This is a genomic window from Variovorax sp. LjRoot290 (genome assembly GCF_964253985.1).
Taxonomy (GTDB): domain Bacteria; phylum Pseudomonadota; class Gammaproteobacteria; order Burkholderiales; family Burkholderiaceae_C; genus Variovorax.
The window spans coordinates 1,248,678-1,274,273 of the sequence record NZ_CAXURW020000001.1 but is presented as its reverse complement, the minus strand read 5'-3'; the positions used below and the strand labels follow the sequence as shown (position 1 = coordinate 1,274,273).

At 67.3% G+C, this 25,596-nt stretch carries 24 protein-coding genes; 17 read left to right on the top strand and 7 right to left on the bottom strand.

The window, feature by feature from the left end:
- The first annotated feature begins 10 nt into the window (after positions 1–10).
- A complete protein-coding gene (locus ACSQ9A_RS06435) occupies positions 11–247 on the top strand; it encodes a DUF1653 domain-containing protein (protein ID WP_436303068.1) in 237 nt (78 codons plus the stop codon).
- A 19-nt stretch (positions 248–266) separates the two neighbouring features.
- Here ACSQ9A_RS06435 and ACSQ9A_RS06430 read toward each other — a convergent pair whose 3' ends face one another.
- Together ACSQ9A_RS06430 and purN are read right to left on the bottom strand one after the other, a co-directional pair.
- On the bottom strand, positions 267–605 hold the full coding sequence (locus ACSQ9A_RS06430; RefSeq protein ID WP_436303067.1) for an I78 family peptidase inhibitor: 339 nt from the start codon (positions 603–605) through the stop codon (positions 267–269).
- A gap of 34 nt (positions 606–639) precedes the next feature.
- Positions 640–1,224, bottom strand: a complete 585-nt coding sequence (purN, locus tag ACSQ9A_RS06425) for a phosphoribosylglycinamide formyltransferase (protein WP_436303066.1) — start codon at positions 1,222–1,224, stop codon at positions 640–642.
- A 143-nt stretch (positions 1,225–1,367) separates the two neighbouring features.
- On the opposite strand from purN, the gene ACSQ9A_RS06420 reads away from it, so the two are divergent.
- The 3 genes from ACSQ9A_RS06420 (at position 1,368) to ACSQ9A_RS06410 (ending at position 5,153) form a co-directional block, all read left to right on the top strand.
- Positions 1,368–2,549, top strand: coding sequence for an acyl-CoA dehydrogenase family protein (locus ACSQ9A_RS06420; RefSeq protein ID WP_093108938.1), 1,182 nt, complete (start codon positions 1,368–1,370; stop codon positions 2,547–2,549).
- Positions 2,550–2,573: 24 nt separating this feature from the next.
- Positions 2,574–3,689, top strand: coding sequence for an acyl-CoA dehydrogenase family protein (locus tag ACSQ9A_RS06415; protein ID WP_436303065.1), 1,116 nt, complete (start codon positions 2,574–2,576; stop codon positions 3,687–3,689).
- A gap of 84 nt (positions 3,690–3,773) precedes the next feature.
- On the top strand, positions 3,774–5,153 hold the full coding sequence (locus ACSQ9A_RS06410; protein WP_436303064.1) for an alpha/beta fold hydrolase: 1,380 nt from the start codon (positions 3,774–3,776) through the stop codon (positions 5,151–5,153).
- A 21-nt stretch (positions 5,154–5,174) separates the two neighbouring features.
- Here ACSQ9A_RS06410 and ACSQ9A_RS06405 read toward each other — a convergent pair whose 3' ends face one another.
- Complete coding sequence (locus tag ACSQ9A_RS06405; RefSeq protein ID WP_436303063.1) at positions 5,175–5,732, bottom strand: HNH endonuclease; 558 nt, start codon at positions 5,730–5,732, stop codon at positions 5,175–5,177.
- 165 nt (positions 5,733–5,897) lie between these two features.
- Between ACSQ9A_RS06405 and ACSQ9A_RS06400 the strand changes: the two genes are divergently transcribed.
- The 10 genes from ACSQ9A_RS06400 to ACSQ9A_RS06355 all read left to right on the top strand — a co-directional run bounded on the left by ACSQ9A_RS06400 (position 5,898) and on the right by ACSQ9A_RS06355 (position 17,703).
- A complete protein-coding gene (locus ACSQ9A_RS06400) occupies positions 5,898–6,935 on the top strand; it encodes a bifunctional riboflavin kinase/FAD synthetase (RefSeq protein WP_436303062.1) in 1,038 nt (345 codons plus the stop codon).
- A 115-nt stretch (positions 6,936–7,050) separates the two neighbouring features.
- A complete protein-coding gene (gene ileS / locus ACSQ9A_RS06395) occupies positions 7,051–9,888 on the top strand; it encodes an isoleucine--tRNA ligase (RefSeq protein ID WP_436303060.1) in 2,838 nt (945 codons plus the stop codon).
- On the top strand, positions 9,888–10,388 hold the full coding sequence (gene lspA / locus ACSQ9A_RS06390; protein WP_170855667.1) for a signal peptidase II: 501 nt from the start codon (positions 9,888–9,890) through the stop codon (positions 10,386–10,388). The genes ileS and lspA overlap by 1 nt, the downstream gene beginning before the upstream one ends.
- 106 nt (positions 10,389–10,494) lie before the next feature.
- Entirely contained in the window at positions 10,495–11,490 is a 996-nt protein-coding gene (locus tag ACSQ9A_RS06385) for a LacI family DNA-binding transcriptional regulator (RefSeq protein WP_093108945.1), read from the top strand.
- 32 nt (positions 11,491–11,522) lie between these two features.
- Positions 11,523–12,533 (top strand): ABC transporter substrate-binding protein, encoded by a 1,011-nt coding sequence (locus tag ACSQ9A_RS06380; protein ID WP_436303059.1) that lies wholly within the window; start codon positions 11,523–11,525, stop codon positions 12,531–12,533.
- Entirely contained in the window at positions 12,530–13,336 is an 807-nt protein-coding gene (locus ACSQ9A_RS06375) for an ABC transporter permease (RefSeq protein WP_436306264.1), read from the top strand. Before ACSQ9A_RS06380 ends, ACSQ9A_RS06375 begins: the two co-directional genes overlap by 4 nt.
- A 7-nt stretch (positions 13,337–13,343) precedes the next feature.
- Positions 13,344–14,141, top strand: a complete 798-nt coding sequence (locus ACSQ9A_RS06370) for an ABC transporter permease (RefSeq protein WP_093108947.1) — start codon at positions 13,344–13,346, stop codon at positions 14,139–14,141.
- The gene (locus tag ACSQ9A_RS06365; RefSeq protein WP_436303058.1) at positions 14,131–15,189 is read left to right on the top strand and encodes an ABC transporter ATP-binding protein; all 1,059 of its coding nucleotides are present in this window, start codon (positions 14,131–14,133) and stop codon (positions 15,187–15,189) included. The genes ACSQ9A_RS06370 and ACSQ9A_RS06365 overlap by 11 nt, the downstream gene beginning before the upstream one ends.
- The gene (locus tag ACSQ9A_RS06360; RefSeq protein WP_436303057.1) at positions 15,186–16,007 is read left to right on the top strand and encodes a phosphodiesterase; all 822 of its coding nucleotides are present in this window, start codon (positions 15,186–15,188) and stop codon (positions 16,005–16,007) included. The genes ACSQ9A_RS06365 and ACSQ9A_RS06360 overlap by 4 nt, the downstream gene beginning before the upstream one ends.
- Before the next feature lie 37 nt (positions 16,008–16,044).
- Positions 16,045–17,703 carry a Na/Pi cotransporter family protein gene (locus tag ACSQ9A_RS06355; RefSeq protein WP_436303056.1) on the top strand — a complete coding sequence of 553 codons (1,659 nt, stop codon included), beginning with the start codon at positions 16,045–16,047 and terminating at the stop codon, positions 17,701–17,703.
- Positions 17,704–17,706: 3 nt separating this feature from the next.
- On the opposite strand, the gene ACSQ9A_RS06350 is transcribed toward ACSQ9A_RS06355, so the two are convergent.
- Complete coding sequence (locus tag ACSQ9A_RS06350) at positions 17,707–18,690, bottom strand: quinone oxidoreductase family protein (RefSeq protein WP_436303055.1); 984 nt, start codon at positions 18,688–18,690, stop codon at positions 17,707–17,709.
- A 96-nt stretch (positions 18,691–18,786) separates the two neighbouring features.
- On the opposite strand from ACSQ9A_RS06350, the gene lplT reads away from it, so the two are divergent.
- On the top strand, positions 18,787–20,046 hold the full coding sequence (gene lplT / locus ACSQ9A_RS06345; RefSeq protein WP_436303054.1) for a lysophospholipid transporter LplT: 1,260 nt from the start codon (positions 18,787–18,789) through the stop codon (positions 20,044–20,046).
- Position 20,047: 1 nt separating this feature from the next.
- Here lplT and ACSQ9A_RS06340 read toward each other — a convergent pair whose 3' ends face one another.
- Positions 20,048–21,319, bottom strand: a complete 1,272-nt coding sequence (locus ACSQ9A_RS06340) for a glycosyltransferase family 4 protein (RefSeq protein WP_436303053.1) — start codon at positions 21,317–21,319, stop codon at positions 20,048–20,050.
- A 96-nt stretch (positions 21,320–21,415) separates the two neighbouring features.
- Between ACSQ9A_RS06340 and ACSQ9A_RS06335 the strand changes: the two genes are divergently transcribed.
- Entirely contained in the window at positions 21,416–22,009 is a 594-nt protein-coding gene (locus tag ACSQ9A_RS06335; RefSeq protein WP_436293862.1) for a hypothetical protein, read from the top strand.
- A gap of 23 nt (positions 22,010–22,032) precedes the next feature.
- Here the strand turns inward: ACSQ9A_RS06335 and ACSQ9A_RS06330 are convergent, their stop codons facing one another.
- Complete coding sequence (locus tag ACSQ9A_RS06330) at positions 22,033–23,691, bottom strand: aminotransferase class III-fold pyridoxal phosphate-dependent enzyme (protein ID WP_436303052.1); 1,659 nt, start codon at positions 23,689–23,691, stop codon at positions 22,033–22,035.
- 53 nt (positions 23,692–23,744) lie between these two features.
- On the opposite strand from ACSQ9A_RS06330, the gene asd reads away from it, so the two are divergent.
- Positions 23,745–24,611, top strand: coding sequence for an archaetidylserine decarboxylase (gene asd / locus ACSQ9A_RS06325; RefSeq protein WP_436303051.1), 867 nt, complete (start codon positions 23,745–23,747; stop codon positions 24,609–24,611).
- On the opposite strand, the gene ACSQ9A_RS06320 is transcribed toward asd, so the two are convergent.
- Positions 24,603–25,547, bottom strand: a complete 945-nt coding sequence (locus tag ACSQ9A_RS06320) for a LysR family transcriptional regulator (RefSeq protein WP_436303050.1) — start codon at positions 25,545–25,547, stop codon at positions 24,603–24,605. The two genes, asd and ACSQ9A_RS06320, sit on opposite strands and share 9 nt — an antisense overlap.
- Positions 25,548–25,596 lie beyond the last annotated feature (49 nt).

Genomic DNA, 25,596 nt, shown 5'->3' with positions numbered 1-25,596 from the left:
AATGCCCAGCGTGACCGACGACGACCTTCCGCCCCTGATCGAAACACCGCCCGGCCGCTACCGGCATTACAAGGGCGGCGAATACGAAGTGCTCGGCACCGTGCGCCACAGCGAGACGCTGGAGCCGATGACGCTGTATCGAGCGCTCTACGGCGCGCGCGGGCTGTGGGTACGCCCGGCGGCGATGTTCGGCGAGACCGTGGAGATCGACGGCTTGCCACAGTTGCGTTTCGTCCAGCTCGGCTAGAGGAAGGCCAGAACGACCTTCAGCCGCAGCGCACCGCCGTCACGCGGTTGCGCGCATCGACGACGAGGTTGAGCCGGACCGCGTTGAATTCCATCGTGACCGCCTGGTTGGGCGTGAGGATGCGCACACTCTCAGCGCCGGCGCGGACGCGGGCCGCGGCCTCGAGCTGCGCCGAGGCGGGTTGGCCGATCGCGAACTTGGCGCCGTCGGCGTTGCATTGCGCTTGCGGCGCGGGCGCCGGGGTGGCAGCCACCGGTGCGGGCGCTGGCGCCGGAGCGGGCGCAGGTGCAGGAGTGGCGCAGCCGGACAACAGCGCGGCGGCAGCCAGCGCGGACAGCAACAGGTGACGGCTTCTCACAAACGATTCTCCGAGCGGGGAAAACCAGATTGTGTCATTTTGTTTCATAGAGCCAGTCCGCAATGGCCTGCGGGTAAACCCTATGTTCCTGCGCCAGCACACGGACTGAAAGCGTCTCGGGCGTGTCGTCCGGCAGGACCGGTACCACCGCCTGCGCGAGGATCGGCCCATGGTCGAGCTCGACCGTCACCTGGTGCACCGTCACGCCTGCCACCCGGCAGCCCGCCTCGATCGCGCGGCGGTGAGTATGCAGCCCCGGAAAGGCCGGCAGCAGCGAAGGATGGATGTTGATCAGCCGCCCTTCATAGCGGGCCACGAAGCCCGGCGTGAGGATGCGCATGAATCCCGCAAGCACCACCAGCGCCGGCGCATGCGCATCGACGGCATCGGCCAACGCCGCATCGAAGGCCTCGCGAGTGGCGAAGTCCTGGTGCGGGATCACCGCGGTCGCGATGCCTTGCGCCTGCGCCAAAGCGAGACCCGGCGCCCCCGCCTTGTTGCTGATGACCGCTGCGACGCGCGCACCGAAGCGCTGCGCCCAGCGCTCACGCGCGGCGGCATGCACGATGGCCGCCATGTTGGAGCCGCTGCCGGAGATCAGGATCACGATGTTCTTCATGGGAGGCGGGATTATCTGTGCTCGTTTCCACCGATCCCATTTGTCGCGGCGCGGACACCGCGAACTAGCACGACCGTGCTAAAACCAATCGGTCCGACGGACGCGCCGCCTCCGCGGCGCTCGATCAACACAGCGAGGCAAGCATGGATTTGAGCTTCACGCCCGAAGAACAGAAGTTCCGCGAAGAGATTCGCGCCTGGGTCAAAGACAACCTTCCCCAAGACATCTCCCACAAGGTGCACAACGCACTGGAACTCACGCGCGAAGACTTGCAGCGCTGGGCCAAGATCCTCGGCAAGAAGGGCTGGCTGGGCTACGGCTGGCCGACCGAATTCGGCGGCCCCGGCTGGAGCGCGATCCAGAAGCACCTGTTCGAGGAAGAAACCGCGCTGGCCGGCGCGCCGCGCATCGTCCCCTTCGGTCCGGTCATGGTGGCACCGGTGATCCAGGCCTTCGGCAATGCCGAGCAGCAGAAGCGCTTCCTGCCCGGCATCGCGAGCGGCGAGGTCTGGTGGAGCCAGGGCTACAGCGAACCCGGCTCGGGTTCGGACCTCGCTTCGGTGAAGACCAAGGCCGAACGAAAGGGTGACAAGTACATCGTCAATGGCCAGAAGACCTGGACCACGCTCGGCCAGTACGGCGAATGGATCTTCTGCCTGGTGCGCACCAGCAACGAGGGCAAGCCGCAGACCGGCATCAGCTTCCTCCTCATCGACATGAAGTCACCCGGCGTCACGGTGCGACCGATCAAGCTGCTCGACGGCAGCCATGAGGTCAACGAAGTCTGGTTCGACAACGTCGAAGTGCCGGCCGAGAACCTGATCGGCGAAGAAAACAAGGGCTGGACCTACGCCAAGCATCTGCTCTCGCACGAACGCACCAACATCGCCGATGCGAACCGCGCCAAGCGCGAGCTGGAGCGCCTGAAGCGCATTGCCAAACGCGAGGGCGTTTGGGAAGACCAGCGCTTCCGCGACGAGATCGCCAAGCTCGAGGTCGACGTGATCGCTTTGGAGATGCTGGTGCTGCGCGTGCTCTCGGCCGCCACCTCGGGCAAGAACTCGCTCGACATCGCGGGCCTGCTCAAGATCAAGGGCAGCGAGATCCAGCAGCGCTATTCCGAACTCATGATGCTGGCGGCGGGCCCCTTCGCGCTACCGCTGATCCGCGAAGCCATGGCAGCCGGCTGGCAAGGCGACTTCCCCGGCGGCCACGCCGAAGTGGCGCCGCTCGCGACGACCTACTTCAACATGCGCAAGACCACCATCTACGGCGGCAGCAACGAGGTGCAACGCAACATCGTCGCCCAGACCGTTCTGGGCTGAACGCAGGCATCAAGGATCAAGACAATGGACTTCAATTTCAGCGATGACCAGCAACAGCTTCGCGACGCCGTCGCCAAGTGGGTCGAAAAAGGCTACGGCTTCGAGCGCCGCCGCGGCATCGAGGCCGCCGGCGGCTTCTCGCGCGAAGCCTGGGACGAGCTGGCCGAACTGGGCCTGGGCGGTCTCTACATTCCCGAAGACGAGGGCGGCCTCGGCATGGGGCCGGTCGAAGGCATGGTCGTGATGGAGGAGCTGGGCCGCGGCATCGTGCTGGAGCCGCTCGCCCAGTCCTTCATCGCCGGTGCCGTGCTCGCAGCGCATGCCGACGAGGACACCAAGGACAGCTGGCTGCCGCGCATCGCAGGCGGACAGGCCCTGGTCGTGCTCGCACACCAGGAACGCAAGGCGCGCTATCGGCTCGACGTCTGCGAGGCCAGCGCGGTCAAGGACGGCGATGGCTATCGCCTGAACGGCAGCAAGAGCGTGGTGCCGGCCGGCGACGAGGCCGATGCCTTCATCGTCCCCGCGCAGTTGGACGGCAGGATCGCGCTCTTTCTCGTCCCGCGTTCCGAAGACGGCGTGGCCGCACGCGGCTACGGCACGCAGGACGGCAGCCGCGCCGCCGAAGTCGTGTTCGACAAGGCCGCCGCTACCCTCATCACGAAGGATGGCCTGCCCGCACTCGAACACGCGGTCGACATCGGCATCGCCGCGGCCTGCGCCGAAGCCGTGGGCGTAATGGACAAGACGCTCGCCCTCACGGTCGAGTACATGAACACGCGCAAGCAATTCGGCGTGGCGATCGCGAGCTTCCAGGCCCTGCGCCACCGCGTGGCCGACATGAAGATGCAGCTCGAACTCGCGCGCTCCATGAGCTACTACGCAACCCTGAAACTCAATGCCCCGGCCGCCGAGCGCCGCCAGGGCGCCGCGCGCGCCAAGTACCAGCTGGGCGTGTCGATGCGCTTCATCAGCCAGCAGTCGGTGCAACTGCACGGCGGCATCGGCGTGACCGACGAGTACATCGGGAGCCACTACTTCAGGAAGCTGACGCAGCTGGAGATGAGCTTCGGCGATGCGCTGCACCACCTGGGCGAGGTATCGTCGCGCATGCAGGACACAGCCGGCGTCTTCGCCTGACACACGGAACTGCTATCTTTTTCCGATAGCACCACGCCCGCCAGCCCTGCGCTCGCGGGCGCTTTTTTGTATTGGAGCCTGCCCATGCACACTCGCCGTCATCTGATCGCCCTCTGCCTCGCCACGACCATGCTCGCCGCCTGCAACACCGCGCCTCTTTCCAGCGAGCGGCCGCCGATCGTGTTCATGCACGGCAACGGCGACTCCGCCGCACTGTGGCAGACGACGCTGTGGCGCTTCGAATCGAACGGCTGGCCGCGCGAACGGCTCTTCACGGTCGACCAGCCCTTTCCGCTGGCGCGCGACGACGATGCGGTGGCGCAGCCGGGGCGCAGTTCGACCGCCGAGTCGATGGCCTTCCTGAAAGCGGAGGTCGAGCGCGTGCTGAAGACCACGGGCGCCAGCAAGGTCGTCCTGATCGGCAACTCGCGCGGCGGCAACACGATCCGCAACTACGTGCAGAACGGTGGCGGCGACCAGGTCGTGAGCCACGTGGTACTGGGCGGCAACCCGGCGCACGGCATCTGGGCCGTCAAGGGGCTGCGCGAGGGCAACGAGTTCTCCGGCCTGAGCCCCTTCATGCAGCGGCTCAACGCACCGAAGAACGGGGCCGGCGACGAGGTCACGCCGGGCGTGAAGTGGCTGACCGTGCGCTCCGACAACAACGACAAGTACGCACAGCCCGACGGCGTGTGGATCGGCGCCAAGGGCACGCCCACGAACATCGGCTTCGACGGTCCGGCGCTCAAAGGCGCGACCAACGTGGCGCTTCCGCGCGTCGACCATCGCGAAACTTCGTTCTCGCCGGCCGCCTTCGATGCGGGCTGGCGCTTCCTGACCGGCGAGGCCCCGCGCACGCTCCAGCCGGTGGCCGAATCGACGATCACGCTGTCGGGCAAGGTCACGGGCCTGGGGCTCGATCCGCTCCATCCCGCGAGCGGCACCTTCGTCAACAACCTGCCGCTCGCCGGCGCCCGGCTCGCGGTCTTCGCGGTCGATACCGCGACCGGCGCACGCCGCGGCGCAGCCGCGTGGGAGCAGACCATCGCGCAGGACGGCCGCTGGGGCCCCTTCAACGCGCAATCGGCCACGGCCTACGAATTCGTACTGAGCGCGCCGGGCTATGCCACCACGCACATCTACCGCAGTCCCTTCCCGCGTTCGAGCGCCGTGGTGCAGTTGCGGCCCGAGCGCATCGCCGAAGCCGATCGCGACGCCAAGGCGCTGGTCGTCTTCACGCGGCCGCGCGGCTATTTCGATGCCCAGCGCGACGCCATGCGCTTCGACGGCCAAGCCACGCTGCCCGGGGTGCCGCCGCAGGGCGCGGGCGTGTCGAGCTCGAAGCTCAAGCTTTCAAGTGATGCGCTGCGCAGCGTCGTGGCCGAGTTCAATGGCGAACGCGTGGCCGGCCAGAACTGGCCGGCGGCACAGGGCGATGTCAGCGTGCTCGAGCTGACCTACTAGCGGATCGAGATCGGCCCGGCGCTAGCCGTGCAGCCGCGAGCTGTGCGGCAAGTGCGCCATCAGGAACTCCATCTGGTCGGCCAGGATGCGGCGGTTGCGCAGGATGAAGTCTTCCCACAGGCTGGGCACGTAAGGCGCGTAGAGCAGCGGCATGTTGGCCTGCTCGGGCGTGCGGCTGCTCTTGCGGTGGTTGCAGGGCTTGCAGGCCGTGACCACGTTCATCCAGGTGTCGATGCCGCTCTGCGCGAACGGGATGATGTGCTCGCGCGTGAGTTCTTCCTCGTGGAAGTGGCCGCCGCAATAGGCGCAGACGTTGCGGTCGCGTGCGAACAGCTTGCTGTTGGTGAGGCCGGGGCGCTGCGTGAAGGGGTTGATGCGCGGCACGCCCTTGGTGCCGATGATGCTGTTGACCGCGATCTGCGACTGCTCGCCCGTGATCGCGTTGTGGCCCCCGCGGAACAGCGCGACCTGCGCGCCGACTTCCCAGCGCACTTCGTCCGCCGCGTAGTGGATCACCGCCTGTTCGAGCGAAATCCACGATTGGGGCAGCCCTTGGGCCGACAACTTCAAGACCTTCACCACACGCCTCCTCGACAAAAGAAGAACCACGGAAAGACCAGGCCATCACGCCTGCCGGAGGGCTTGCGGATGACGCACTGCGTCACAATATACCGGCTTTGTGACAAAAAGCCCCGAATGGGCCCATTCGGCGGGCGCAAAGCGCTATCAAAAAGATATCAACCGATGCAGGTTTTCCGGGGTTTCAGGCATCCGGGTGTGGCTCCGGCCTGCGCCCTGACCATTGGCAATTTCGACGGCGTGCACCGTGGCCACCAGGCCATGCTGGGGCTGCTCAACACCGAGGCGCGCCTGCGCGGGCTGCCCAGCTGCGTGCTGACCTTCGAGCCGCATCCGCGCGACTACTTCGCCGCCGTCAACAAGCGCCCCGAACTGGCGCCGGCGCGCATCGGCACGCTGCGCGACAAGCTCAGCGAGCTGGCAGCCAGCGGCGTGGCACAGACCATCGTGCTGCCTTTCGACGCCCGCCTCGCCTCGCAGACCCCCGACGAATTCATCCAGCACGTGCTGATCGAGGGCCTGGGCGTGCGCTACGTGCTGGTCGGCGACGACTTCCGTTTCGGCGCCAAGCGCGCCGGCGACTACGCGATGCTCGACCAGGCCGGCGACCGGCATGGCTTCGACGTGGCGCGGATGATGAGCTACGAAGTGCACGGCCTGCGCGTCTCGAGTTCTGCCGTGCGCGAGGCGCTGGCCGAAGGCCGGATGAGTGACGTGCAGGCCCTGCTCGGCCGGCCCTATGCGATCTCCGGCCATGTGGTGCACGGCCGCAAGCTCGGCCGCGCGCTGGGCGCCTCGGAGCCCGGCCGCGACGACGGCTTCCGCACCCTCAACCTGCGCTTCAAGCACTGGAAGCCGGCCGCCAGCGGCATCTTCGCGGTGCTGGTGCACGGTCTCGGCGATGCACCACTGCATGGCGTCGCCAACCTCGGCGTGCGTCCCTCGCTCGACGCCAACGATGTCAACGCCGGCCGGGTGCTCTTGGAGACCCATTGCCTCGATTGGCCGGCCCACCTCGGCGCGGAAGGGGCCTACGGTAAAATCGTGCGCGTGGAACTGCTGCACAAATTGCACGACGAATTGCGCTACACCAGCCTCGAGGCGCTCACGGCGGGCATCGCGAAGGATGGCCGCGACGCACGTGCGTTCTTTGCTTCCACCCACGCCGAAACCCATCGCCAGACCACGCGCGACCGAATTTAGCCCTGCACGCACCGTGCTGCCGCCCTTCGACAAGCTCAGGGCGAACGGCTTTTTATTCGCGCCGACGCCTAACCGTTCGGGCTGAGCCTGTCGAAGCCCTGTTTCGAACTCCATCATGTCTGACGTTGCACCCTCCATCGACTACCGCGCCACGCTGAACCTGCCCGACACCCCCTTCCCGATGCGCGGCGACCTGCCCAAGCGCGAACCGGGCTGGGTGAAAGAGTGGAACGACGAAGGCCGCTACCACCGCCTGCGCGACGCGCGCCACGGCGCGCCCAAGTTCATCCTGCACGACGGCCCGCCGTACGCCAACGGCCAGATCCACATGGGCCACGCCGTCAACAAGATCCTGAAGGACATGATCACCAAGGCGCGCCAGCTCGAGGGCTACGACGCGCTCTACGTGCCCGGCTGGGACTGCCACGGCCTGCCGATCGAGAACGCGATCGAAAAGAAGTACGGCCGCAACCTGAGCCGCGACGAGATGCAGGCCAAGAGCCGCGCCTACGCGACCGAGCAGATCGCGCAGCAGATGGGCGACTTCCAGCGCCTGGGCGTGCTGGGCGAATGGGACCATCCCTACAAGACCATGGACTTCGCCAACGAGGCCGGCGAGCTGCGCGCCTTCAAGCGCGTGATCGAGCGCGGCTTCGTCTACCGCGGGCTCAAGCCGGTCTATTGGTGCTTCGACTGCGGCTCTTCGCTGGCCGAGTTCGAGATCGAATACGCCGACAAGAAGAGCCAGACGCTCGACGTCGCCTTCAAGGCGCACGAGCCGGCCAGGCTCGCAGCCGCCTTCGGCCTGCCGGCGCTCGCCAAGGACGCCTTCGTCGTCATCTGGACCACCACTGCCTGGACCATCCCCGCCAACCAGGCCCTCAACCTGAACCCCGAGCTCGACTACGCGCTGGTCGATACCGAGCGCGGCCTGCTGGTGCTGGCCGCTTCGCTGGTCGAGATGTGCATGAACCGCTATGCGCTCGACGGCAAGGTGCTGGCCACCGCCAAGGGCGAGAAGCTCGGCGGCCTCGAGTTCGAGCATCCGCTCTACGACGTCGATGCCGGCTACCGCCGCCTGTCGCCGGTCTACCTGGCCGACTACGCGACGGCCGACGACGGCACCGGCATCGTCCACTCCTCGCCGGCCTACGGCGTGGACGACTTCAACTCCTGCATCGCGCACGGCGTCGCCTACGACGACATCCTGAACCCGGTGCAGGGCAACGGCAGCTACGCGCCCGACTTCCCGCTCTTCGGCGGCCAGAACATCTGGAAGGCCGTGCCGCACATCATCCAGACGCTGCGCGATGCCAACCGCCTGCTCACGACCGAGACCATCACCCACAGCTACCCGCACTGCTGGCGCCACAAGACGCCAGTGATCTACCGCGCGGCGGCCCAGTGGTTCGTCCGCATGGACGAAGGCGAAGGCGTGTTCACCAAGGACAAGGCGCCCAAGACCCTGCGCCAGATGGCACTGGATGCGATCGAAGAGACCAGCTTCTATCCGGAGAACGGCAAGGCCCGCCTGCACGACATGATCGCCAACCGGCCCGACTGGTGCATCAGCCGCCAGCGCAGCTGGGGCGTGCCGATCCCCTTCTTCCTGCACAAGGACTCGGGCGAGCTGCATCCGCGCACGATGGAGATCCTCGATCAGGCGGCCGACATCGTCGAGAAAGGCGGCATCGAGGCCTGGAGCCGCGTGACGGTCGAAGAGATCCTTGGCGCCGCCGACGCGCCCCACTACACCAAGAGCACCGACATCCTCGAGGTCTGGTTCGACTCGGGTTCGACCTTCTTCCACGTGCTGCGCGGCACGCACCCGAACGTCCACCACCAGACCGGCCCGGAAGCCGACCTCTACCTCGAAGGCCACGACCAGCACCGCGGCTGGTTCCATTCGTCGCTCTTGATCGCCTGCGCACTCGAAGGTCGCGCGCCCTACAAGGGCCTGCTGACGCACGGCTTCACCATCGACAGCCAGGGCCGCAAGATGAGCAAGTCGCTCGGCAACGGCCTCGACCCGCAGGAAGTCAACAAGAAGCTCGGCGCCGAGATCATCCGGCTCTGGGTCGCGGCCAGCGACTATTCGGGCGACATCGCGGGCGACGACAAGATCCTTGCGCGCGTGGTCGACGCCTACCGGCGCATCCGCAACACGCTGCGCTTCCTGCTCGCCAACACCAGCGACTTCGACATCGCGAAGGACGCGGTGCCGCGGGGCGAGCTGCTCGAGATCGACCGCTATGCCTTGAGCCGCGCCGCGCAGTTCCAGGCCGAGGTGCTCGCGCACTACAAGGTCTACGAGTTCCACCCGGTGGTGGCCAAGCTGCAGGTGTATTGCTCGGAAGACCTTGGCGCCTTCTACCTCGACATCCTGAAGGACCGCCTCTACACCACCGCGCCCGGCTCGCACGCGCGGCGCAGCGCGCAGACGGCGCTGTGGCACATCACGCAGGCGATGCTGCGCTGGATGGCGCCCTTCCTGAGCTTCACTGCCGAAGAGGCGTGGAAGTTCGTCGGCAACGGCGAGTCGATCTTCACCCAGGTCTTCAGCGACCTGGGCACGCCCGACGAGGCGCTGCTCGCCAAGTGGAGCCGCATCCGCGAGATCCGCGACAGCGTCAACAAGGAAATCGAAACCGTGCGCGCGGCCGGCCAGGTCGGCTCCTCGCTGCAGGCCAACGTGAAGCTCGTCGCGCCGGCCGAGGACCACGCGCTGCTGGCCTCGCTCGGCGACGACCTCAAGTTCGTCTTCATCACCTCCGCCGTCGAGCTGGCGGCCGGCGACAACCTGTCGGCGCAGGTGACGGCGAGTTCGGCCACCAAATGCGAACGCTGCTGGCACTGGCGCGATGACGTCGGGCACGACCCAGCGCATCCGGCCATCTGCGGCCGCTGCACCAGCAACCTCTACGGTGCCGGCGAAGCCAGGAGCATCGCCTGATGGCCACCCGCTCCCTCGCCGCGCCGCGCACCGGCATCTGGCCCTGGCTCGGCTTGGCCCTGGTGATCCTGATCCTCGACCAGTTCACCAAGACGCTGATCCTCGGCTACTACAAGCTCGGCGATGCCACCTACATCACGAGCTTCTTCAACATCGTGCGCGCCCACAACACCGGCGCCGCCTTCTCCTTCCTCGCGGATGCGGCAGGCTGGCAGCGCTGGTTCTTCACGGCCGTCGGCGTGGCTGCGGCCATCTTCATCGTCTGGATGCTCAAGTCGCATGCCGGGCAGAAACTGTTCTCCTTCGCCATGGCCGCGATCCTCGGCGGTGCGATCGGCAACGTGATCGACCGCCTGATGCACGGCTACGTGGTCGACTTCCTCGACTTCCATCTCGCGGGCCGGCATTTCCCGGCCTTCAACGTGGCGGACAGCGCGATCACCATCGGGGCGATCTGTTTGATCCTCGACGAACTGCGGCGCGTCCGGCGCGGGCGCTGAACCACCTTTCCTGAGTCGCCAAGGGTTTGCCCTTGGCCACCCGTTGTCATGACGGGGTCACACTGCGGCGCTGAAATGTAATCGATTACATACCAGCAACGCCGCCATGAGCATCCAGTCCGTCGCCGAGAAAGCCGGGGTCTCCGTGGCCACGGTCTCGCGCGTCTTCAACTTCCCGGACAAGGTGACGCCGGCCACGCGCGAGCACGTCGAACGCGTCGCCGGCGAGCTCGGCTATCTGCCCAATTCGAGCGCCCGCACGCTGCGCACCCAGCGCAGCCGGGTGCTCGGCGTGGTGCTGCCCACGCTGCTGAATCCGGTCTTCGCCGAATGCCTGCAGGGCATCGCCCGAGCCGCCGCCGCGGGCGGCTACGCGATCATTCCGGTCACCACCGGCTACCAGCTCGACGAGGAACAGCGCGCGGTCAATCTGCTCCTGGCCGGCAATGTCGACGGCCTGATCCTGGTGGTCTCCAACCCGGCCACCTCGGCGGCGCTCGAGCGGCTGCGCGGCGCCGGCCTTCCCTATGTGCTGGTCTACAACCGGCACCCCGAGCACCCCTGCATCTCGGTGGACAGCGAGAGCGCGGTGGCGGGCGCCGTCGCGCGCCTGGTCGAGCTCGGGCACCGCCGCATCGCCATGGTCAGCGGCACGCTGGCCGCATCGGACCGCGCACAACAACGCTGGCGCGGCTTTCTCCAGGGCATGGCGACTGCCGGGCTCGAGCCGCCGGCACTGGTCGAAGTGCCGTTCATCGAAACCGCCGTCGACGAACTGACGCGCTTTCTCGAAGCCGCGCCGCGGCCCACCGCCCTCGTCTGCTCCAACGACCTGCTGGCCATCCGCAGCATCCGCGCGGCCCATCTGAGCGGGCTGCAAGTGCCGCGCGACCTGAGCGTGATCGGCTTCGACGGCATCGCGCTCGGCGAGGACCTGACGCCGGCGCTCAGCACCGTGACCCAGCCGAACGGCGACATCGGCCGCCACAGCGTCGAGCTGCTCGTGCAGGCGCTGGCCGGCGGCACGGTCCCGAACGCCGGCGCGAGCCTCGTGCTGCCCCATGCGTTTCGCGCCGGTGAATCCTGCGCACCAGTCCCCTGACCCACCCGTCCCTCCTCAATCAAGGAACTCCCATGTCACTGCCTCTCCATCGCATCGCCCGCGCCGCGCTGCTGGCCCTCGGCCTCGCCGCCGGCTCGGCCATGGCGCAGACCGCCATTTGCTACAACTGCCCGACCGAATGGGCCGACTGGGGCACGCAGCTGCGCGCCATCAAGGCCAAGACCGGCATCACCGTGCCGCCGGACAACAAGAATTCCGGCCAGTCGCTCGCGCAGCTGGTGGCCGAGAAGGCCAGCCCGGTCGCCGACGTCACCTACCTAGGCGTCACCTTCGCGATCCAGGCGCAGAAGGACGGCGTGGTCCAGGCCTACAAGCCCGCCGCATGGCAAGACATTCCCGACGGCCTCAAGGACCCGGCGGGTCAGTGGTTCACCATCCACTCGGGCACGCTCGGCTTCATGGTCAACGTCGACGCGCTGCGCGGCAAGCCGGTGCCCAAGTCCTGGGCCGATTTGCTCAAGCCCGAGTACAAGGGCTTGATCGGTTATCTCGATCCGGCCTCGGCCTTCGTCGGCTATGTGGGCGCGGTCGCGGTCAACGAGGCGCGCGGCGGCTCGCTCGACAACTTCGCGCCGGCGATGGACTACTTCAAGGCGCTGCAGAAGAACGAGCCCATCGTGCCCAAGCAGACCTCCTATGCGCGCGTGCTGTCCGGCGAGATCGCGATCCTGCTCGACTACGACTTCAATGCCTACCGCGCCAAGTACAAGGACAAGGCCAACGTCGCCTTCGTCATCCCGAGCGAAGGCACGGTGGTGGTGCCCTACGTGATGAGCCTGGTCGCCAACGCGCCGCATGCCGCCGAAGGCAAGAAGGTGCTGGACTTCGTGCTCTCCGACGAAGGCCAGGCGCTCTGGGCCAAGGCCTACCTGCGGCCGGTGCGCGCCGGTGCGATGCCCAAGGAGGTCGAGGCGCAGTTCCTGCCGGCCGCCGAGTACGCACGCGCCAAGTCCGTCGACTACGGCCGCATGGCGCAGGCCCAGCGCGCGTTCTCCGACCGCTATCTGAAGGAAGTGCGCTGAACATTCATCAGCGTTGGCTGCTGCCGGCCTGCCTGGCGCCGGCGGCCGTGTTCTTCCTCGCCTTCTGGCTGCTGCCGGTGGCGCGCCTGCTCGCGTTGCCGGCGGCCAAAGGCTGGGAGACCTACTTCGCCGTGCTGACCGACGGCCGCTACCTGGCGAGCATGCTCAACACGGTCGCACTGTCGCTGGCGGTGACGGTGGCGACGCTGGTGCTCGGCAGCGCGGTCGGCATCTACCTGGCGCGCCGCGCCTTTCCGGGCCGGCGCCTGCTGCTGTCGCTGCTGACGCTGCCCTTGTCCTTTCCGGGCGTGATCATCGGCTTCTTCGTGATTCTGCTCGGCGGCCGCCAAGGGCTGGTCGCCGACCTGGGCGCGGCCATCGGCCTGGAGCGCATCACCTTCGCCTACGGCCTGCTCGGTCTCTTCCTCGCCTATCTCTACTTCTCGCTGCCGCGCGCCATTGCCACCTACGCGGCGGCCGCCGAGGCCATGAACCTGCAGTTGGAAGAAGCCGCGCGCTCGCTCGGCGCCTCGCGGCTGCGCGTGGTGCGCGACGTCTGGCTGCCGGAACTCGCGCCGACCACGGTGGCCTGCGGCGCGATCCTGTTCGCCACCTCGATGGGCGCCTTCGGCACCGCGTTCACGCTCGCGAGCAAGTTCGAGGTGATCCCGATCACGATCTACAACGAGTTCACCAACTACGCCAACTTCGCGCTCGCGGCCTCGCTGTCGATCGCGCTGGGCCTGGTGACCTGGGCCGTTCTCTTCGTGGCCCGGCATTTCGGCGCGGACCCCACACGCTAGGCAGGCGATGCGCACCACCACGACACCCGCTCCGTTCCTGCTGACCGTCACCGTGCTCGTGAGCCTCTTCATGATCGCGCCGATGCTGCTGTCGATCATGGCCGGCCTGGTCAACAACTACAGCGCCGGCATCAAGAGCGGGCTGACCCTGCGCTGGCTCGGCGAAGTCTGGGAGGTCTACGGCAACACCGTCGGCTGGTCGATCGCGCTCGCCCTGGGCTGCGTGATCGGCACGCTGCTGCTGGGCGTGCCCTGCGCTTACGCGCTGGCGCGCAGCCGCACGCGCGCCGCCCGCGCCTTCGAGGAACTGATCACGCTGCCGGTGGCGGTGCCCGGCCTCGCCACGGCACTGGCGCTGATCCTGGCCTACGGCCAGCTCACCGCCTTCCGCCAGAGCTTCGCCTTCATTCTGGTGGGCCACATCGTGTTCACGCTGCCCTTCATGGTGCGCACCGTGTCCTCGGCCTTCCAGCGCGACGAACTGCTTGCGCTGGAAGAAGCCGCGCGCTCGCTGGGCGCGAACTTCAGGCAGCGCTTTCTCGGCGTGCTGGTGCCCGCGGTGTTCCCGGCCATCGTGGCCGGCAGCCTGATGGTGTTCACCCTGTCGGTCGGCGAGTTCAACCTCACCTGGATGCTGCACACGCCGCTGACTCGCACCCTGCCCGTCGGCCTGGCCGACAGCTATGCATCGATGCGACTGGAAATCGGCTCGGCCTACACGCTGGTCTTCTTCATCGTCATCCTGCCGGTCCTGTGGGGCCTCCAATACTTGGCCCATCAAGTGCAAAGACGCTATGGAACTTGAGCGCATCCCCGTCGATATTTCCAACTGCGCGAAGACCTATGCCGACGGCACGCGCGGCCTGCTGCCGACCACGCTGCATGTCGAGCCCGGCGAGGTGCTGGCGCTGCTCGGCCCCTCGGGCTGCGGCAAGACCACGCTGCTGCGCCTGATCGCCGGCCTCGAGTCGCCCGACGAAGGCAGCCGCATCGTCTTCGGCGAGCAGGACGTCACCGCGCGGCCGGTGGAGCAGCGCGGCGTCGGCATGGTGTTCCAGAGCTACGCGCTCTTCCCCCAGATGACGGTGGAAGCCAACATCGGCTATGGCCTGCGCATCCGCGGCGTGGCGCCGGCCGAAGAGCGGCGCCTGGTCGGCGAGCTGGTCGATCTCACGCGGCTCGGTGGCCTGGAGAAGAAGCGGCCCGCCGAGCTGTCCGGCGGCCAGCGCCAGCGCGTGGCGCTGGCCCGCGCGGTGGCTGTGCGCCCGCGCGTGCTGCTGCTCGACGAGCCGCTGGCGGCGCTCGATGCCAAGCTCAAGGAATCGTTGCGCGACGAACTGGCCGAGCTGCTGCGCAGGCTGCACATCACCGCCATCCACGTCACGCACGACCAGCAGGAAGCGATGGCGATCGCCGACCGGCTGGCCGTGATGAGCGCCGGCCGCATCGTGCAAATCGGCCGCGGCGAGGAGCTCTACCGCGCGCCGCAGCATCCCTTCGTGGCCGAGTTCCTGGGCCGCGTGAACCGGCTGGAGCGCGCGCCCGACGCGGTCGCCGAGGGTGTGCTGCGCCTGGGCGGCGCGGCCTTTGCTTGCCCGAGCGCATGGACGACGCACACGACGCTGCTCATCCGGCCCGAAGACCTGGAGGTCGGCGTGCCCCAAATCGGCTGGGGTGCAGCCCGGGTCGAGCAACGCACCTTTCTCGGCGACCGCGTACAACTCAAGCTGCGCGCGGAGGGACAGCCGCTGCTCGTCGCCGATGTCGGCCGCGACATCGCTTTCCGCCCGGGCGACAGCGTCGGCATCCGAATCGATCCCGCCCGCCTCATGACCTCCCAGGAGCTCGCATGACCACCTTTCTCGTTCAACTGAGCGACCTGCACATCCGCGAACCAGGCCGCCTCGCCTACGGCCGGCTCGACACTGCCCCCTATCTGCAGCGCGCGGTGCAATCCATCCTGCGCTTGAAGCAGCAGCCCGACGCGGTGGTGATCACCGGCGACCTGAGCGACTTCGGCCGCGCGGCCGAATACGCCCATCTCGAAGAATTGCTGGCGCCGCTTTCGATGCCGGTCTACCTGATGCCCGGCAACCACGACGACCGCGAACAGTTGCGCCGCAGCTTTCCCGGCCACGCCTACTTGGGCACCGAGGGCTTTGTCCAGTTCGCGGTGAAGATCGGCGACCTGCGCCTGCTCGCGCTCGACACCTGCGTGCCGGGCCAGAGCCATGGCACCCTCTGCGAACAGCGGCTGTCCTGGCTCGAAACGCAGCTCGATCTCTACCGCGGCGAGCCCGTGGTGGTCGCGATGCACCATCCACCCTTCGAGACGCTGATCGGCCACATGGACGAGATCGGCCTGCTGGAGGGCGCCGAAGCGCTCGAAGCCCTGATCGCGAGGCATCCCAAGGTCGAACGCGTCATCTGCGGCCACCTGCACCGCGCCATCGACGTGCGCTTCGGCGGCAGCATCGCCTCCACGGCGCCGTCCCCGGCGCACCAGGTCGCGCTCGACCTGGCGCCGGATGCGTCTTCGGCCTGGATGCTGGAGCCGCCCGGCTTTCGCGTCCATGCCTGGGCCGGCGAGCGTCTGGTGACCCATCTCGTGCCGAGCGGCACCTTCGAAGGCCCGTATCCCTTTCACGACAACGGCGCGCTGATCGACTGAGGCGGGCCGGATGTGCGGCGTATAGTCCTCCGCTTCCATGAAGCATCTGTTGAATCTGCTGGCAGCGGTCGCGCTGCTGGTATGGGGTACCCATCTCGTTCGCACCGGGGTGCTGCGCGTCTTCGGCGCCAATCTGCGCAAGATCCTGGTGCACAGCATGCGCAACCGCTTCACGGCGGCGCTCTCGGGCATCGGCGTGACGGCGCTGGTGCAGTCGAGCACCGCCACCTCGCTGATGACTTCCTCCTTCGTCGGGCAGGGCCTGGTCACGCTGCCGGCCGCGCTCGCGGTGATGCGCGGCGCCGATGTCGGCACGGCTCTGATGTCGGTGCTGTTCTCGGCCGATCTTTCGTGGCTGTCGCCGCTTTTCATCTTCGTCGGCGTGGTGCTCTTCATCACGCGCGCATCGACCGCAGCGGGCCGCATCGGGCGGGTGCTGATCGGCCTCGGCCTCATGCTGCTGGCCCTGCAGCTGGTGGTGGAGGCCACCGGGCCGCTGTTCTCTTCGCCGCCGGTGCTGGCGCTGCTGGCCTCGCTCAGCAGCGACGTGCTGCTCGAGATCACAATCGGCGCTGCGCTCGCGATCGCCGCCTATTCCAGCCTGGCGGTGGTGCTGCTGGTCGCGGCCATGGCCAGCTCGAACGTGGTGCCGCTCGATGTCGCGCTGGGCCTGGTGCTCGGCGCCAACCTCGGCAGCGGCTTGCTCGCGGTGCTGACCACCGCGAAGTCGGCGATCCCGGTGCGGCAGGTCACGGTCGGCAACCTGGTCTTCAAGCTACTGGGCGTGGCGATCGCGACGCCCTTCGTGGGCCTGTACCTGCGCGAGGTCAGGCCCTACATCAGCGATGCGACGCAGCTGGTGGTGCTCTTCCACCTGGCTTTCAATGTGGTCGTCAGCATCGGCTTCATCGGGCTCACGGACGGGGTCGCGAAGCTGGTGACGCGGCTGCTTCCCGCATTGGCGGAACCCGCGGCCATGCAGCGGCCGCACCACCTCGACCCCTCGGCGCTGTCCACGCCCTCGCTCGCGATCTCCAATGCCGCGCGCGAGGCGCTGCACCAGGCCGACATCGTCGAGACCATGCTGATCGGCATGCTCAAGGTGATCCGCGACAACGACCTGCGCCTGGCCGCCGAGCTGCGCAAGCTCGACGACACCGTCGACCAGCTGTACTCGGCCATCAAGTACTACATGACCAAGATCTCGCGCGAGGCGCTGGGCGAAGAGGAGAGCCGGCGCTGGACCGACATCATCAGCTTCACCATCAACATGGAGCAGATCGGCGACATCATCGAGCGCGTGATCATCGACATCGAGGACAAGAAGATCAAGAAGCAGCGCAACTTCTCGGACGCCGGCATGCGCGAGATCGTGGAACTGCACGAACGCCTGGTCGCGAACCTGCGGCTCAGCATGAGCGTGTTCCTGAACGGCAGCGTGCGCGACGCCCAGAAGCTGCTCGAAGAGAAGGCGCGCTTCCGCGACCTGGAGCGCGCCTACGCCACCACGCACCTCGGCCGCCTCTCGGAGCAGACCGCGTCGAGCATCGAGACCAGCTCGCTGCACATCGACCTGATCAGCGACCTGAAGCGCATCAACTCCCACATCTGCTCGATCGCCTACCCGATCCTCGATTCGGCTGGCGCGCTGGCGCCGAGCCGGCTGCGCGAATCGCGCCTCAGCGCATTGGAATAAGGCTCAGAGCGTCAGGATGGTGCAGCCCGTGGTCTTGCGCGCCTCGAGATCACGATGCGCCTGCTGCACGTCGGCCAACGCATAGCGCTGGTCGATCGGAATCTTCACCGCACCACTGACCACCGCCGCGAACAGGTCGTCGGCCATCGCCTGCGTGCTCTCGCGCGTCGCGATGTGCGTGAACAGCGTCGGCCGCGTCAGGTAGAGCGAGCCCTTGGACGCGAGCGTGCCGATGTTGACCGGCGGCACCGGCCCCGAGCCGTTGCCGAAGATGGCGAGCAGGCCGAAGGGGCGCAGGCAGTTGAGCGAGCCCTCGAAGGTGTCCTTGCCGACCGAGTCGTAGACCACCTTCACGCCCTTGCCGCCGGTGATCTGCTTGACGCGCTCGGCGAAGTTCTCGGTGCTGTAGTTGATCGCGTGCGCGGCGCCGTTCGCCAGCGCCAGCTGGCACTTGGCATCGGTGCCGGCGGTGCCGATGAGCTGCAGGCCGAGCGCTTTGGCCCATTGGCAGGCGATCAGGCCGACACCGCCCGCAGCCGCATGGAACACGATGAAGTCGCCCGGCTGCAACCCCTCGACCGGCAGCGTCTTCTTGAGCAGGTACTGCGCCGTCAGGCCCTTGAGCATCATCGCGGCGCCGGTCTCGAAGGAGATCGCATCCGGCAGCTTGCACACGCACTTGGCCGGCATCACGCGCAGCTCGCTGTAGGCGCCGGGCGGCTGGCTCGCGTAGGCGGCGCGGTCGCCGGGCTTCAGGTGCGTGACGCCCTCGCCCACCGCCTCGACCACGCCCGCGGCTTCCATGCCGAGCTGCAGCGGCATCGCGAAGGGGTAGAGGCCGCTGCGCTGGTAGGTGTCGATGAAGTTGAGGCCCACGGCATGGTGGCGGATACGGATCTCTCCCGGGCCGGGCTCACCGACCTCGACGTCGACGATCTTCAGTTCCTCGGGACCGCCGGGGCGGTCGATGCGGACGGCTTTGCTCATATGTTTCCTGAATCGGCTGTGGCGAAAGTGACATATGTTAGACAGCTTGGGGCCGGTTCACACCGGCGTCACACAGCCTCGTGACCATCGGCGTCGATGTCGCCTAGATTCCACCTGCTGATCGCCGCGCAAGCGGTTTCGGCGCTGGCGGACAACGCCGTACTGATCGTGACGATCTCGCTGCTGGAAGCGCGCGGCCTGCCCGGCTGGTGGTCGCCGCTGCTCAAGTTCGCCTTCACCCTGTCATATGTCTTTCTCGCGCCGCTGATCGGGCCGCTGGCCGATGCGATGCCGAAGGCCCGGCTCATGAGCCTGATGAATGCGGTCAAGATGATCGGCGTCGCGATGTTGTTCGCCGGCTTGCACCCTTTCGCGGCCTTCGCGGTGATCGGCTTCGGCGCGGCGGCGTACGCGCCGGCCAAGTACGGCCTCGTCACCGAGATCGTCGGCCCGCGCCAGCTGGTCGCGGCCAACGGATGGATCGAGGTCTCCGTCATCTGCGCGGCGCTGCTGGGAACCATGTTCGGAGGGCTGCTGGTGGCCGACCTGGTTCGTTCGTCGGGCGCCAGCCTGACGCTTCAGGCCTGGCTGGCTGCCAGCGTGCCGGGGTCTTCCGCGACGACGCTGACGCTCTCGATCGTTGCGATTTTCTTCATCTACGTGCTGTCCGGACTGCTGAACCTGGGCGTGCCGGACAGCGGCGCGCGCTACCCTGCCAGCCGCATCCACGCGGTCGCACTGGTGCGCGACTTCGAGCGCGGCAACCGCACGCTGTGGCGCGACCGCGACGGTGGCTTGTCGCTCGCGGTCACGACGATTTTCTGGGGCGCAGGTGCAACCTTGCAGTTCGTGGTGCTGCGCTGGGCCGCGGACGTCATGCAGCTGAGCCTGGAGCACGCTGCCTATCTTCAGGCCGCAGTGGCGATCGGCGTCATCGCGGGCGCCACCCTCGCGGGGCGGTACGTAAGCCTCGATCAGGCCAAGCGCGTGCTGCCGGCGGGCGTGGTGCTCGGCCTCCTGATGCCGGCGATCGCTTCCGCCTCGTCGCTGGCGGTCGCGGTGCCTTTGCTGGTGCTCGCCGGCGCGGTGGGCGGCGTGCTGGTCGTGCCGTTGAACGCGCTGTTGCAGCACCGCGGCCATGTGCTGCTGAGCGCCGGCCGGTCGATCGCTGTGCAGGGCTTCAACGAGAACTTGAGCATCCTGCTGATGCTGGCCGGCTACGCCGCGCTGCTCGCGATCGATGTTCCCATCGTGCCGCTGATGTGGGGCTTCGGCCTGATGATCGCCGCGGCGATCGCACTGCTGATGCGGATGGAGAGCAGCAGGCCGCCGCCGGTCGCCGTGCCCGAAACCTGAGCTACATCGCGCCCGCCACGGCGCGGCCCGCCGCACCGGCTGCGCGCGGCTCGGAGCCGGCAGCCAGCGTCGCGGCGAACACTGACTCGACCTGCGTGACGATGCGTTCCCAGCCCAGCTCGTTCGCGGTCTGGCGGGCGTTCAGCGCCATGCGCAGCGCGTGCTCGCGTTCGGCGGCAAGCCGCACGGCCTGGCGAATGAACTCGGGCTCGTCGCCGAGCCGCGCCAGCAAGCCGTTCTCGTCGCTTCGAATCAGCTGCCCCGCCGCGGCATAGTCGTAAGCCAGCACGGGCAGCCCGCTGGCCAAGGCCTCGAGCGTCACGTTGCCGAAGGTCTCGGTCATGCTGGGAAAGAGAAAGGCATCGGCCGACGCATAGTGCGCGGCGAGATCCTCACCGTAGCGCGTTCCCGCGAAGATCGCATCGGGGATCGCCGAAACGAGCGTGTGCCTGGCAGGCCCGTCGCCGACGACGACGAGCCGCGTCGCCGGATGCACCCGGCGCATCGCGAAAAAGGCGGAGGCCAGCGCACCGAGGTTCTTCTCCGGCGCCAGACGCCCCACGTAGAGGACCACGACGGTGCCGGGCTCGACGCCCCATGCGCGACGCAATTCCTCGCTGCGTCGCGCCGGATCGAAAAGCGCCGTGTCGACGCCGCGCGACACCAGCACCAGCCGCTGAAAGCCGTTCGTCACCAGCTCCACGCGCAGCCGCTCGCTCGGCACCATGGTGAAGGCGGTGCGGTTATGGAACTTGCGCAGATAGCCCATGATGGGCCGTTGCAGCCAGCCGATGCCGTAGTGCCGGCTGTAGGCGTGGAAGTTGGTCCGGAAATCGGAGCACACCGGCAGCTTCAATACGGCGGCGGCCTGCAGCGCCGACCAGCCCAGCGGCCCTTCGGTGGCGATGTAGACCAGGTCGGGCCGCCGCCGGCTCCACAACGCAACCAGTGCCTTCTTCGAGGGCACGCCCATCTTCATCTCCGGATAGCGCGGAATCGGGAAGCCGCGCATCAGCACCTCGTGGAAGCGATCGGCGCGCAAAGCCATGTCCTCCACGGTCTGGCGCGGTCGCACCAGCTGGATGTCGTGGTGATGCGCATGCAGCCCCTCGACGATGCGCTGCAGGGTCAGCGCCACGCCGTTCACTTCCGGCGGATAGGTCTCGGTGACGAGCGCGATGCGCAGCGACCGTTGCGCTGCCGGCATGTCGTCGACCACAATGGGTGAGAGCGAAGAGGCCATGCGCGGCATGCTGCCGATCGATTGCAACATTGCCGTGACAGCAGCGTCACCGAAATTTCACGCACGCTCGTCACCATTCCGTCACGCGCCGCGCTTATCCGCCATCGGCGCTCCACAGGAGAAAACTTGAAAGACTTCTTCCGCGCCCTCGAGATCCAGCGTTGGGACGACCACCGCTACTACCACCACAGCCGCATCAACCAGTCGCTGCACCTGGTGAGCGCAGTCAGTTTCGTGATCGCCTACGCGCTGCTCTTCGTCGATCCGGTGGCCGCGGCGCTCATCGGCTGGCTGGTGTCGATGACCAGCCGCCAGGCCGGCCATTTCTTCTTCGAGCCCAAGGGCTACGACCACGTCAACCAGGCGACCCACGAGCACAAGGAAGAGATCAAGGTCGGCTACAACCTGCGGCGCAAGGTGGTGCTGATGGGGCTGTGGGCGGCGGCGCCGGTGCTGCTGTGGCTCGACCCCACGGTGTTCGAGCTGATGGCGCCGGGCAGCGGTTTCGAGGGCTATGTGCGGCAGCTCGGCATGGTGTGGCTGGCGCTCGGTGCCGGCGGCCTGCTGTTCCGGACCTTCCACCTCTTCTGGCTCAAGGATGTCCGCACCGGCCTGGTGTGGATGACCAAGATCCTGACCGACCCCTTCCACGACATCAAGCTCTACCATCGCGCGCCGCTGCATCTGCTGCGCGGCGAGCTGATCGAACAGAAGGCGTGAGGCGCGCGCCCGCGCCCTCGCGACTACTGCCCCTGCCAGCGATGCGCGAGCATCTCGCGCAAGATTTCGCGCTTGATCGACTTGTTGGTCAGGCCGGCATCGTCCCACCACCAGCCGTCGGCCTGCATCGCGCGCGCGGCCGCCACGAAGCGCTGCACGACCGCATCGAAGTCGGCGTCCAAGTAGTTGAGGCTGAAGATCAGCCGGCCGGTGCCGACCCAGCTCAGCGCCAGCCCCTCGGCGCGCAGGTAGTACTGCAACATCCAGTTGTAGCGCGAAGGACGGGTATAGAAGACCGTCCAGATCGACGACAGGTTCGCCACCTGCACCGGCACGCCCGCCTCCTGCAGGCGCGCGTTGAGCAACTGGGCGCGCCCGTTCCAGCGCTCGTCGATTCCATCGTAGAGCGCGCGCACCTCGGGCCGTTCGAGCCGGTCCAGGAAGGCATGCATCGCGCCCATCACATAAGGATGCGAGTTGAAGGTGCCGCGCGCGAAGCAGATGTCGGCCGGACGGTCTTCACGGAAGCGCTTCATCAGATCGCCGCGGCCGCAGACCGCGCCGACCGGCAGCCCGCCGCCGAGCGTCTTGCCGTAGGTCACCATGTCGGCGCGCACGCCGAAGTATTCCTGCGCGCCGCCGCGCGCGAGGCGGAAGCCGACGAAGACCTCGTCGAAGATCAGCACGATGCCGCGCTCGGTGCATACCTTGCGCAAGGCCTTGAGCCAGTCGGCGTAAGCGGCCCGGTCGAAGCCGGCGCGCCGGCCGCTGTCCACCAGCGACGAATCGCCCGGCGCGCCGGCGTTCGGGTGCAGCGCCTGCAGCGGATTGACGAGCACGCAGGCGATGTCGCTGCGCTTGCGCAGCACGCGCAGCGCGCGATCGTCCATCTCGCGCAGCGTGTAGGTCTCGCGCGGCGGCATCGGGTTGCCGAGGCCGGGCTGCACATCGTCCCACCAGCCGTGGTAGGCGCCGCAGAAGCGAACCAGGTGGGTGCGGCGGGTGTGGTAGCGGGCCAGCCGGACCGCCTGCATCACCGCCTCGGTGCCCGACATGTGGAAGGACACCGCGTCGAGGCCGGAGATTTCGCGCAGGCGCTGCACGTTCGAACTCACGCAAGGGTGGTAGGCGCCGAGCACGGGCCCGAGCGCCTGCACGAGCGAGGCGCCTTCGGCGATGCACTCCTTGTAGAAGTCGTAGCCGAAGACGTTGACGCCGTAGGACCCGGTGAGGTCGTAGAAGACGTTGCCGTCCAGGTCTTCCATCGTGACGCCGTGCGAGGCCTGGAGGAAGGCGCCGACCTGCAGGTGCTCGCGCAGATAGGGGCTGTACTGGAAGGGCACGCGGTAGGCGCCGGTGAACTGCAGGTCCGGCAATCCGGGCCGCGCCTCGGCCGTGGCCGCGAGCGAGCGTGCATAGCGCGTGCGGTACAGGGCCGCCAGCGCCGCCAGGCCGGCGCGCCGCCGTTCGATCACTTCCGCGGGTGCGCCGTCCGAGACGAAAAAGCGGTCGGCATCGTAGGCATAGCCCGGCAGCAGCCCCGCGATGCGCTTGGCCATGCGCGAGTGGCCGGTGAGCGAAGGATGCTTGGCGCGGGAGAGTTCGAGGCGGCGCAGGCCGAGCGGCAGCATGGCGGCGCCCGCAGCCAGCGCCACGGCGGACAAAAGGAATGTTTCGTTCATGGATTCGAAGTCGGACAGGACCTCCCTGTCTACAACAGCTTCTTGACGGCCCGATGAAAATCCGAAGACTCCGCGATGCCCTGCTGCAGCAGGAAGACCTGAACTTCCTGCTCACCAACCGCGTGCCACGCATCCTGCTGACGCGCTTCATGGGCTGGTTCAGCAAGCTGCGCCATCCATGGGTGCGCGACGCCTCGATCGCGGTCTGGCGCCTGTTCGCCGACCTCGACCTGAGCGACGCGAAGAAAACCCGCTTCGACAGCCTGCACGACTGCTTCATCCGCGAGCTCAAGCCGGGGTCCCGTGCCGTCGATCCCGACCCCTCGGTGCTGGCGAGCCCTTGCGACGCCATCGTCGGCGCCTGCGGTGCGGTGAACGGCATCGAGGTGTTCCAGGCCAAGGGCTTTCCGTACTCGGTCGCGGAACTGTTCGGCGATGCGCGCGCGGTCGAACCGTTTCGCGACGGCTGCTATGCGACGCTCAGGCTGACCTCGAGCATGTACCACCGCTTCCACGCGCCGCACGACAGCCGGGTCGAGCGCGTCACCTATCTGTCGGGTGACACCTGGAACGTCAACCCGATCGCGCTCAAGCGCATCGAGCGCTTGTTCTGCCGCAACGAGCGCGCACTGATCGAGGCGCGCCTGCATGCCGGCGGCCATCGCATCGCGATGGTGCCGGTGGCGGCGATCCTGGTGGCCAGCCTGCGCCTGCACTGCCTGGACGTGCTGCTGAACCTGCGCTACCGCGGGCCGAAGCGCACCGACTGCGAGGCCGACTATCGCAAGGGCGAGGAGATGGGCTGGTTCGAGCACGGCTCGACCATCATCGTCTTCGCCCCCAAGGGCTTCACGCTGGCCAAGGGCATCGAGACCGACACACCGATCCGGATGGGGCAGGCGTTGATGAAATCAGCCTAGCGCAGCACGAGCACACGCGAGGAAGGGCTCGATCAGCGGATTGTCGAGATCTCGCCGCCAGCAAACGGCAACCTCCAGGGCGTCCCGAACGTTGCGGAAGCGCCTGAACACAACACCAGGTGGTCGGCCAATTTGCGCGCAGGCCGGGAGTATTGCGCATCCCTCACCGGCCATCACCAGCGCGAGCGCCGAGTTCACTGTCTCTACCCGATGCGCGATGTGCATCGTGACATTGTTTCTGCGCAGCATGGACGCCACCACGGATTTGTCGACACCTTCCTCCAGTGTTGGCAAGCCGATCAATGGCAGGCCTGCCAGGCGCTCGATGGGGACTGTCGACATGCGCGCCAAGGCCGACCGCGCGCTGACTGCCAGCAACAGCGGTTGTGTGCCGATCCGCTCCGACGCAATACCTTCGCGAGCGATGGATGGCATGCACAGCGCGACCGTCGCCTCGAGGTTGGTGATGGCTGATGTGCTTGTCGTTGCGCTCAACTCCATGTAGCGGACCTCGACATCGGGGAGCCGTCGTTTGAGTTCGGGAGCGAGCCTGGGAAGCACGAGATAGGACAGGGCAAACATGGTGCCGATCGTCAGGCGCCCTCGATGGCCGGAACCGACGGCGCGTGCCGCTTCGAAACCCTCGTGCGCCAGCAGCAGGGCCTCCCGGGCCCGCGACAGAAGTGCGCTTCCGGCATCGGTGATCTCCATGCCGCGCGACGCGCGCCTGAACAACGGCGTACCCAGCGCCTGCTCCAGATTTCGAATGTGGACCGAAAGCGGAGGCTGCGCCATGTTCAGACGCCGCGCCGCCTTTCCCACGCTCTTCTCTTCTGCGACGGCAACGAAATAGCGCAAGCTTCTCAGGTCCATGACCCATACTAGATTCATATGCATTTCTTGTAAAACAGTATTGGACCCGCGGGAACTGGTCATGAAAAGATTTGCGAATGCAGTCTTCAGGCAAGCCCCCCTTTCAAGAGTT

Bases quoted from the DNA above. Each gene is read 5' to 3' on its own strand.
- ileS (WP_436303060.1), top strand. From the start codon at position 7,051: ATGTCTGACGTTGCACCCTCCATCGACTACCGCGCCACGCTGAACCTG.
- ACSQ9A_RS06415 (WP_436303065.1), top strand. From the start codon at position 2,574: ATGGACTTCAATTTCAGCGATGACCAGCAACAGCTTCGCGACGCCGTC.
- ACSQ9A_RS06410 (WP_436303064.1), top strand. From the start codon at position 3,774: ATGCACACTCGCCGTCATCTGATCGCCCTCTGCCTCGCCACGACCATG.
- ACSQ9A_RS06330 (WP_436303052.1), bottom strand. From the start codon at position 23,691: ATGAACGAAACATTCCTTTTGTCCGCCGTGGCGCTGGCTGCGGGCGCC.
- lspA (WP_170855667.1), top strand. From the start codon at position 9,888: ATGGCCACCCGCTCCCTCGCCGCGCCGCGCACCGGCATCTGGCCCTGG.
- asd (WP_436303051.1), top strand. From the start codon at position 23,745: ATGAAAATCCGAAGACTCCGCGATGCCCTGCTGCAGCAGGAAGACCTG.
- lplT (WP_436303054.1), top strand. From the start codon at position 18,787: ATGTCGCCTAGATTCCACCTGCTGATCGCCGCGCAAGCGGTTTCGGCG.
- ACSQ9A_RS06365 (WP_436303058.1), top strand. From the start codon at position 14,131: ATGGAACTTGAGCGCATCCCCGTCGATATTTCCAACTGCGCGAAGACC.
- ACSQ9A_RS06350 (WP_436303055.1), bottom strand. From the start codon at position 18,690: ATGAGCAAAGCCGTCCGCATCGACCGCCCCGGCGGTCCCGAGGAACTG.
- ACSQ9A_RS06320 (WP_436303050.1), bottom strand. From the start codon at position 25,547: ATGACCAGTTCCCGCGGGTCCAATACTGTTTTACAAGAAATGCATATG.
- ACSQ9A_RS06370 (WP_093108947.1), top strand. From the start codon at position 13,344: ATGCGCACCACCACGACACCCGCTCCGTTCCTGCTGACCGTCACCGTG.
- ACSQ9A_RS06360 (WP_436303057.1), top strand. From the start codon at position 15,186: ATGACCACCTTTCTCGTTCAACTGAGCGACCTGCACATCCGCGAACCA.
- ACSQ9A_RS06400 (WP_436303062.1), top strand. From the start codon at position 5,898: ATGCAGGTTTTCCGGGGTTTCAGGCATCCGGGTGTGGCTCCGGCCTGC.
- ACSQ9A_RS06340 (WP_436303053.1), bottom strand. From the start codon at position 21,319: ATGTTGCAATCGATCGGCAGCATGCCGCGCATGGCCTCTTCGCTCTCA.
- ACSQ9A_RS06355 (WP_436303056.1), top strand. From the start codon at position 16,045: ATGAAGCATCTGTTGAATCTGCTGGCAGCGGTCGCGCTGCTGGTATGG.
- ACSQ9A_RS06385 (WP_093108945.1), top strand. From the start codon at position 10,495: ATGAGCATCCAGTCCGTCGCCGAGAAAGCCGGGGTCTCCGTGGCCACG.
- ACSQ9A_RS06420 (WP_093108938.1), top strand. From the start codon at position 1,368: ATGGATTTGAGCTTCACGCCCGAAGAACAGAAGTTCCGCGAAGAGATT.
- purN (WP_436303066.1), bottom strand. From the start codon at position 1,224: ATGAAGAACATCGTGATCCTGATCTCCGGCAGCGGCTCCAACATGGCG.
- ACSQ9A_RS06380 (WP_436303059.1), top strand. From the start codon at position 11,523: ATGTCACTGCCTCTCCATCGCATCGCCCGCGCCGCGCTGCTGGCCCTC.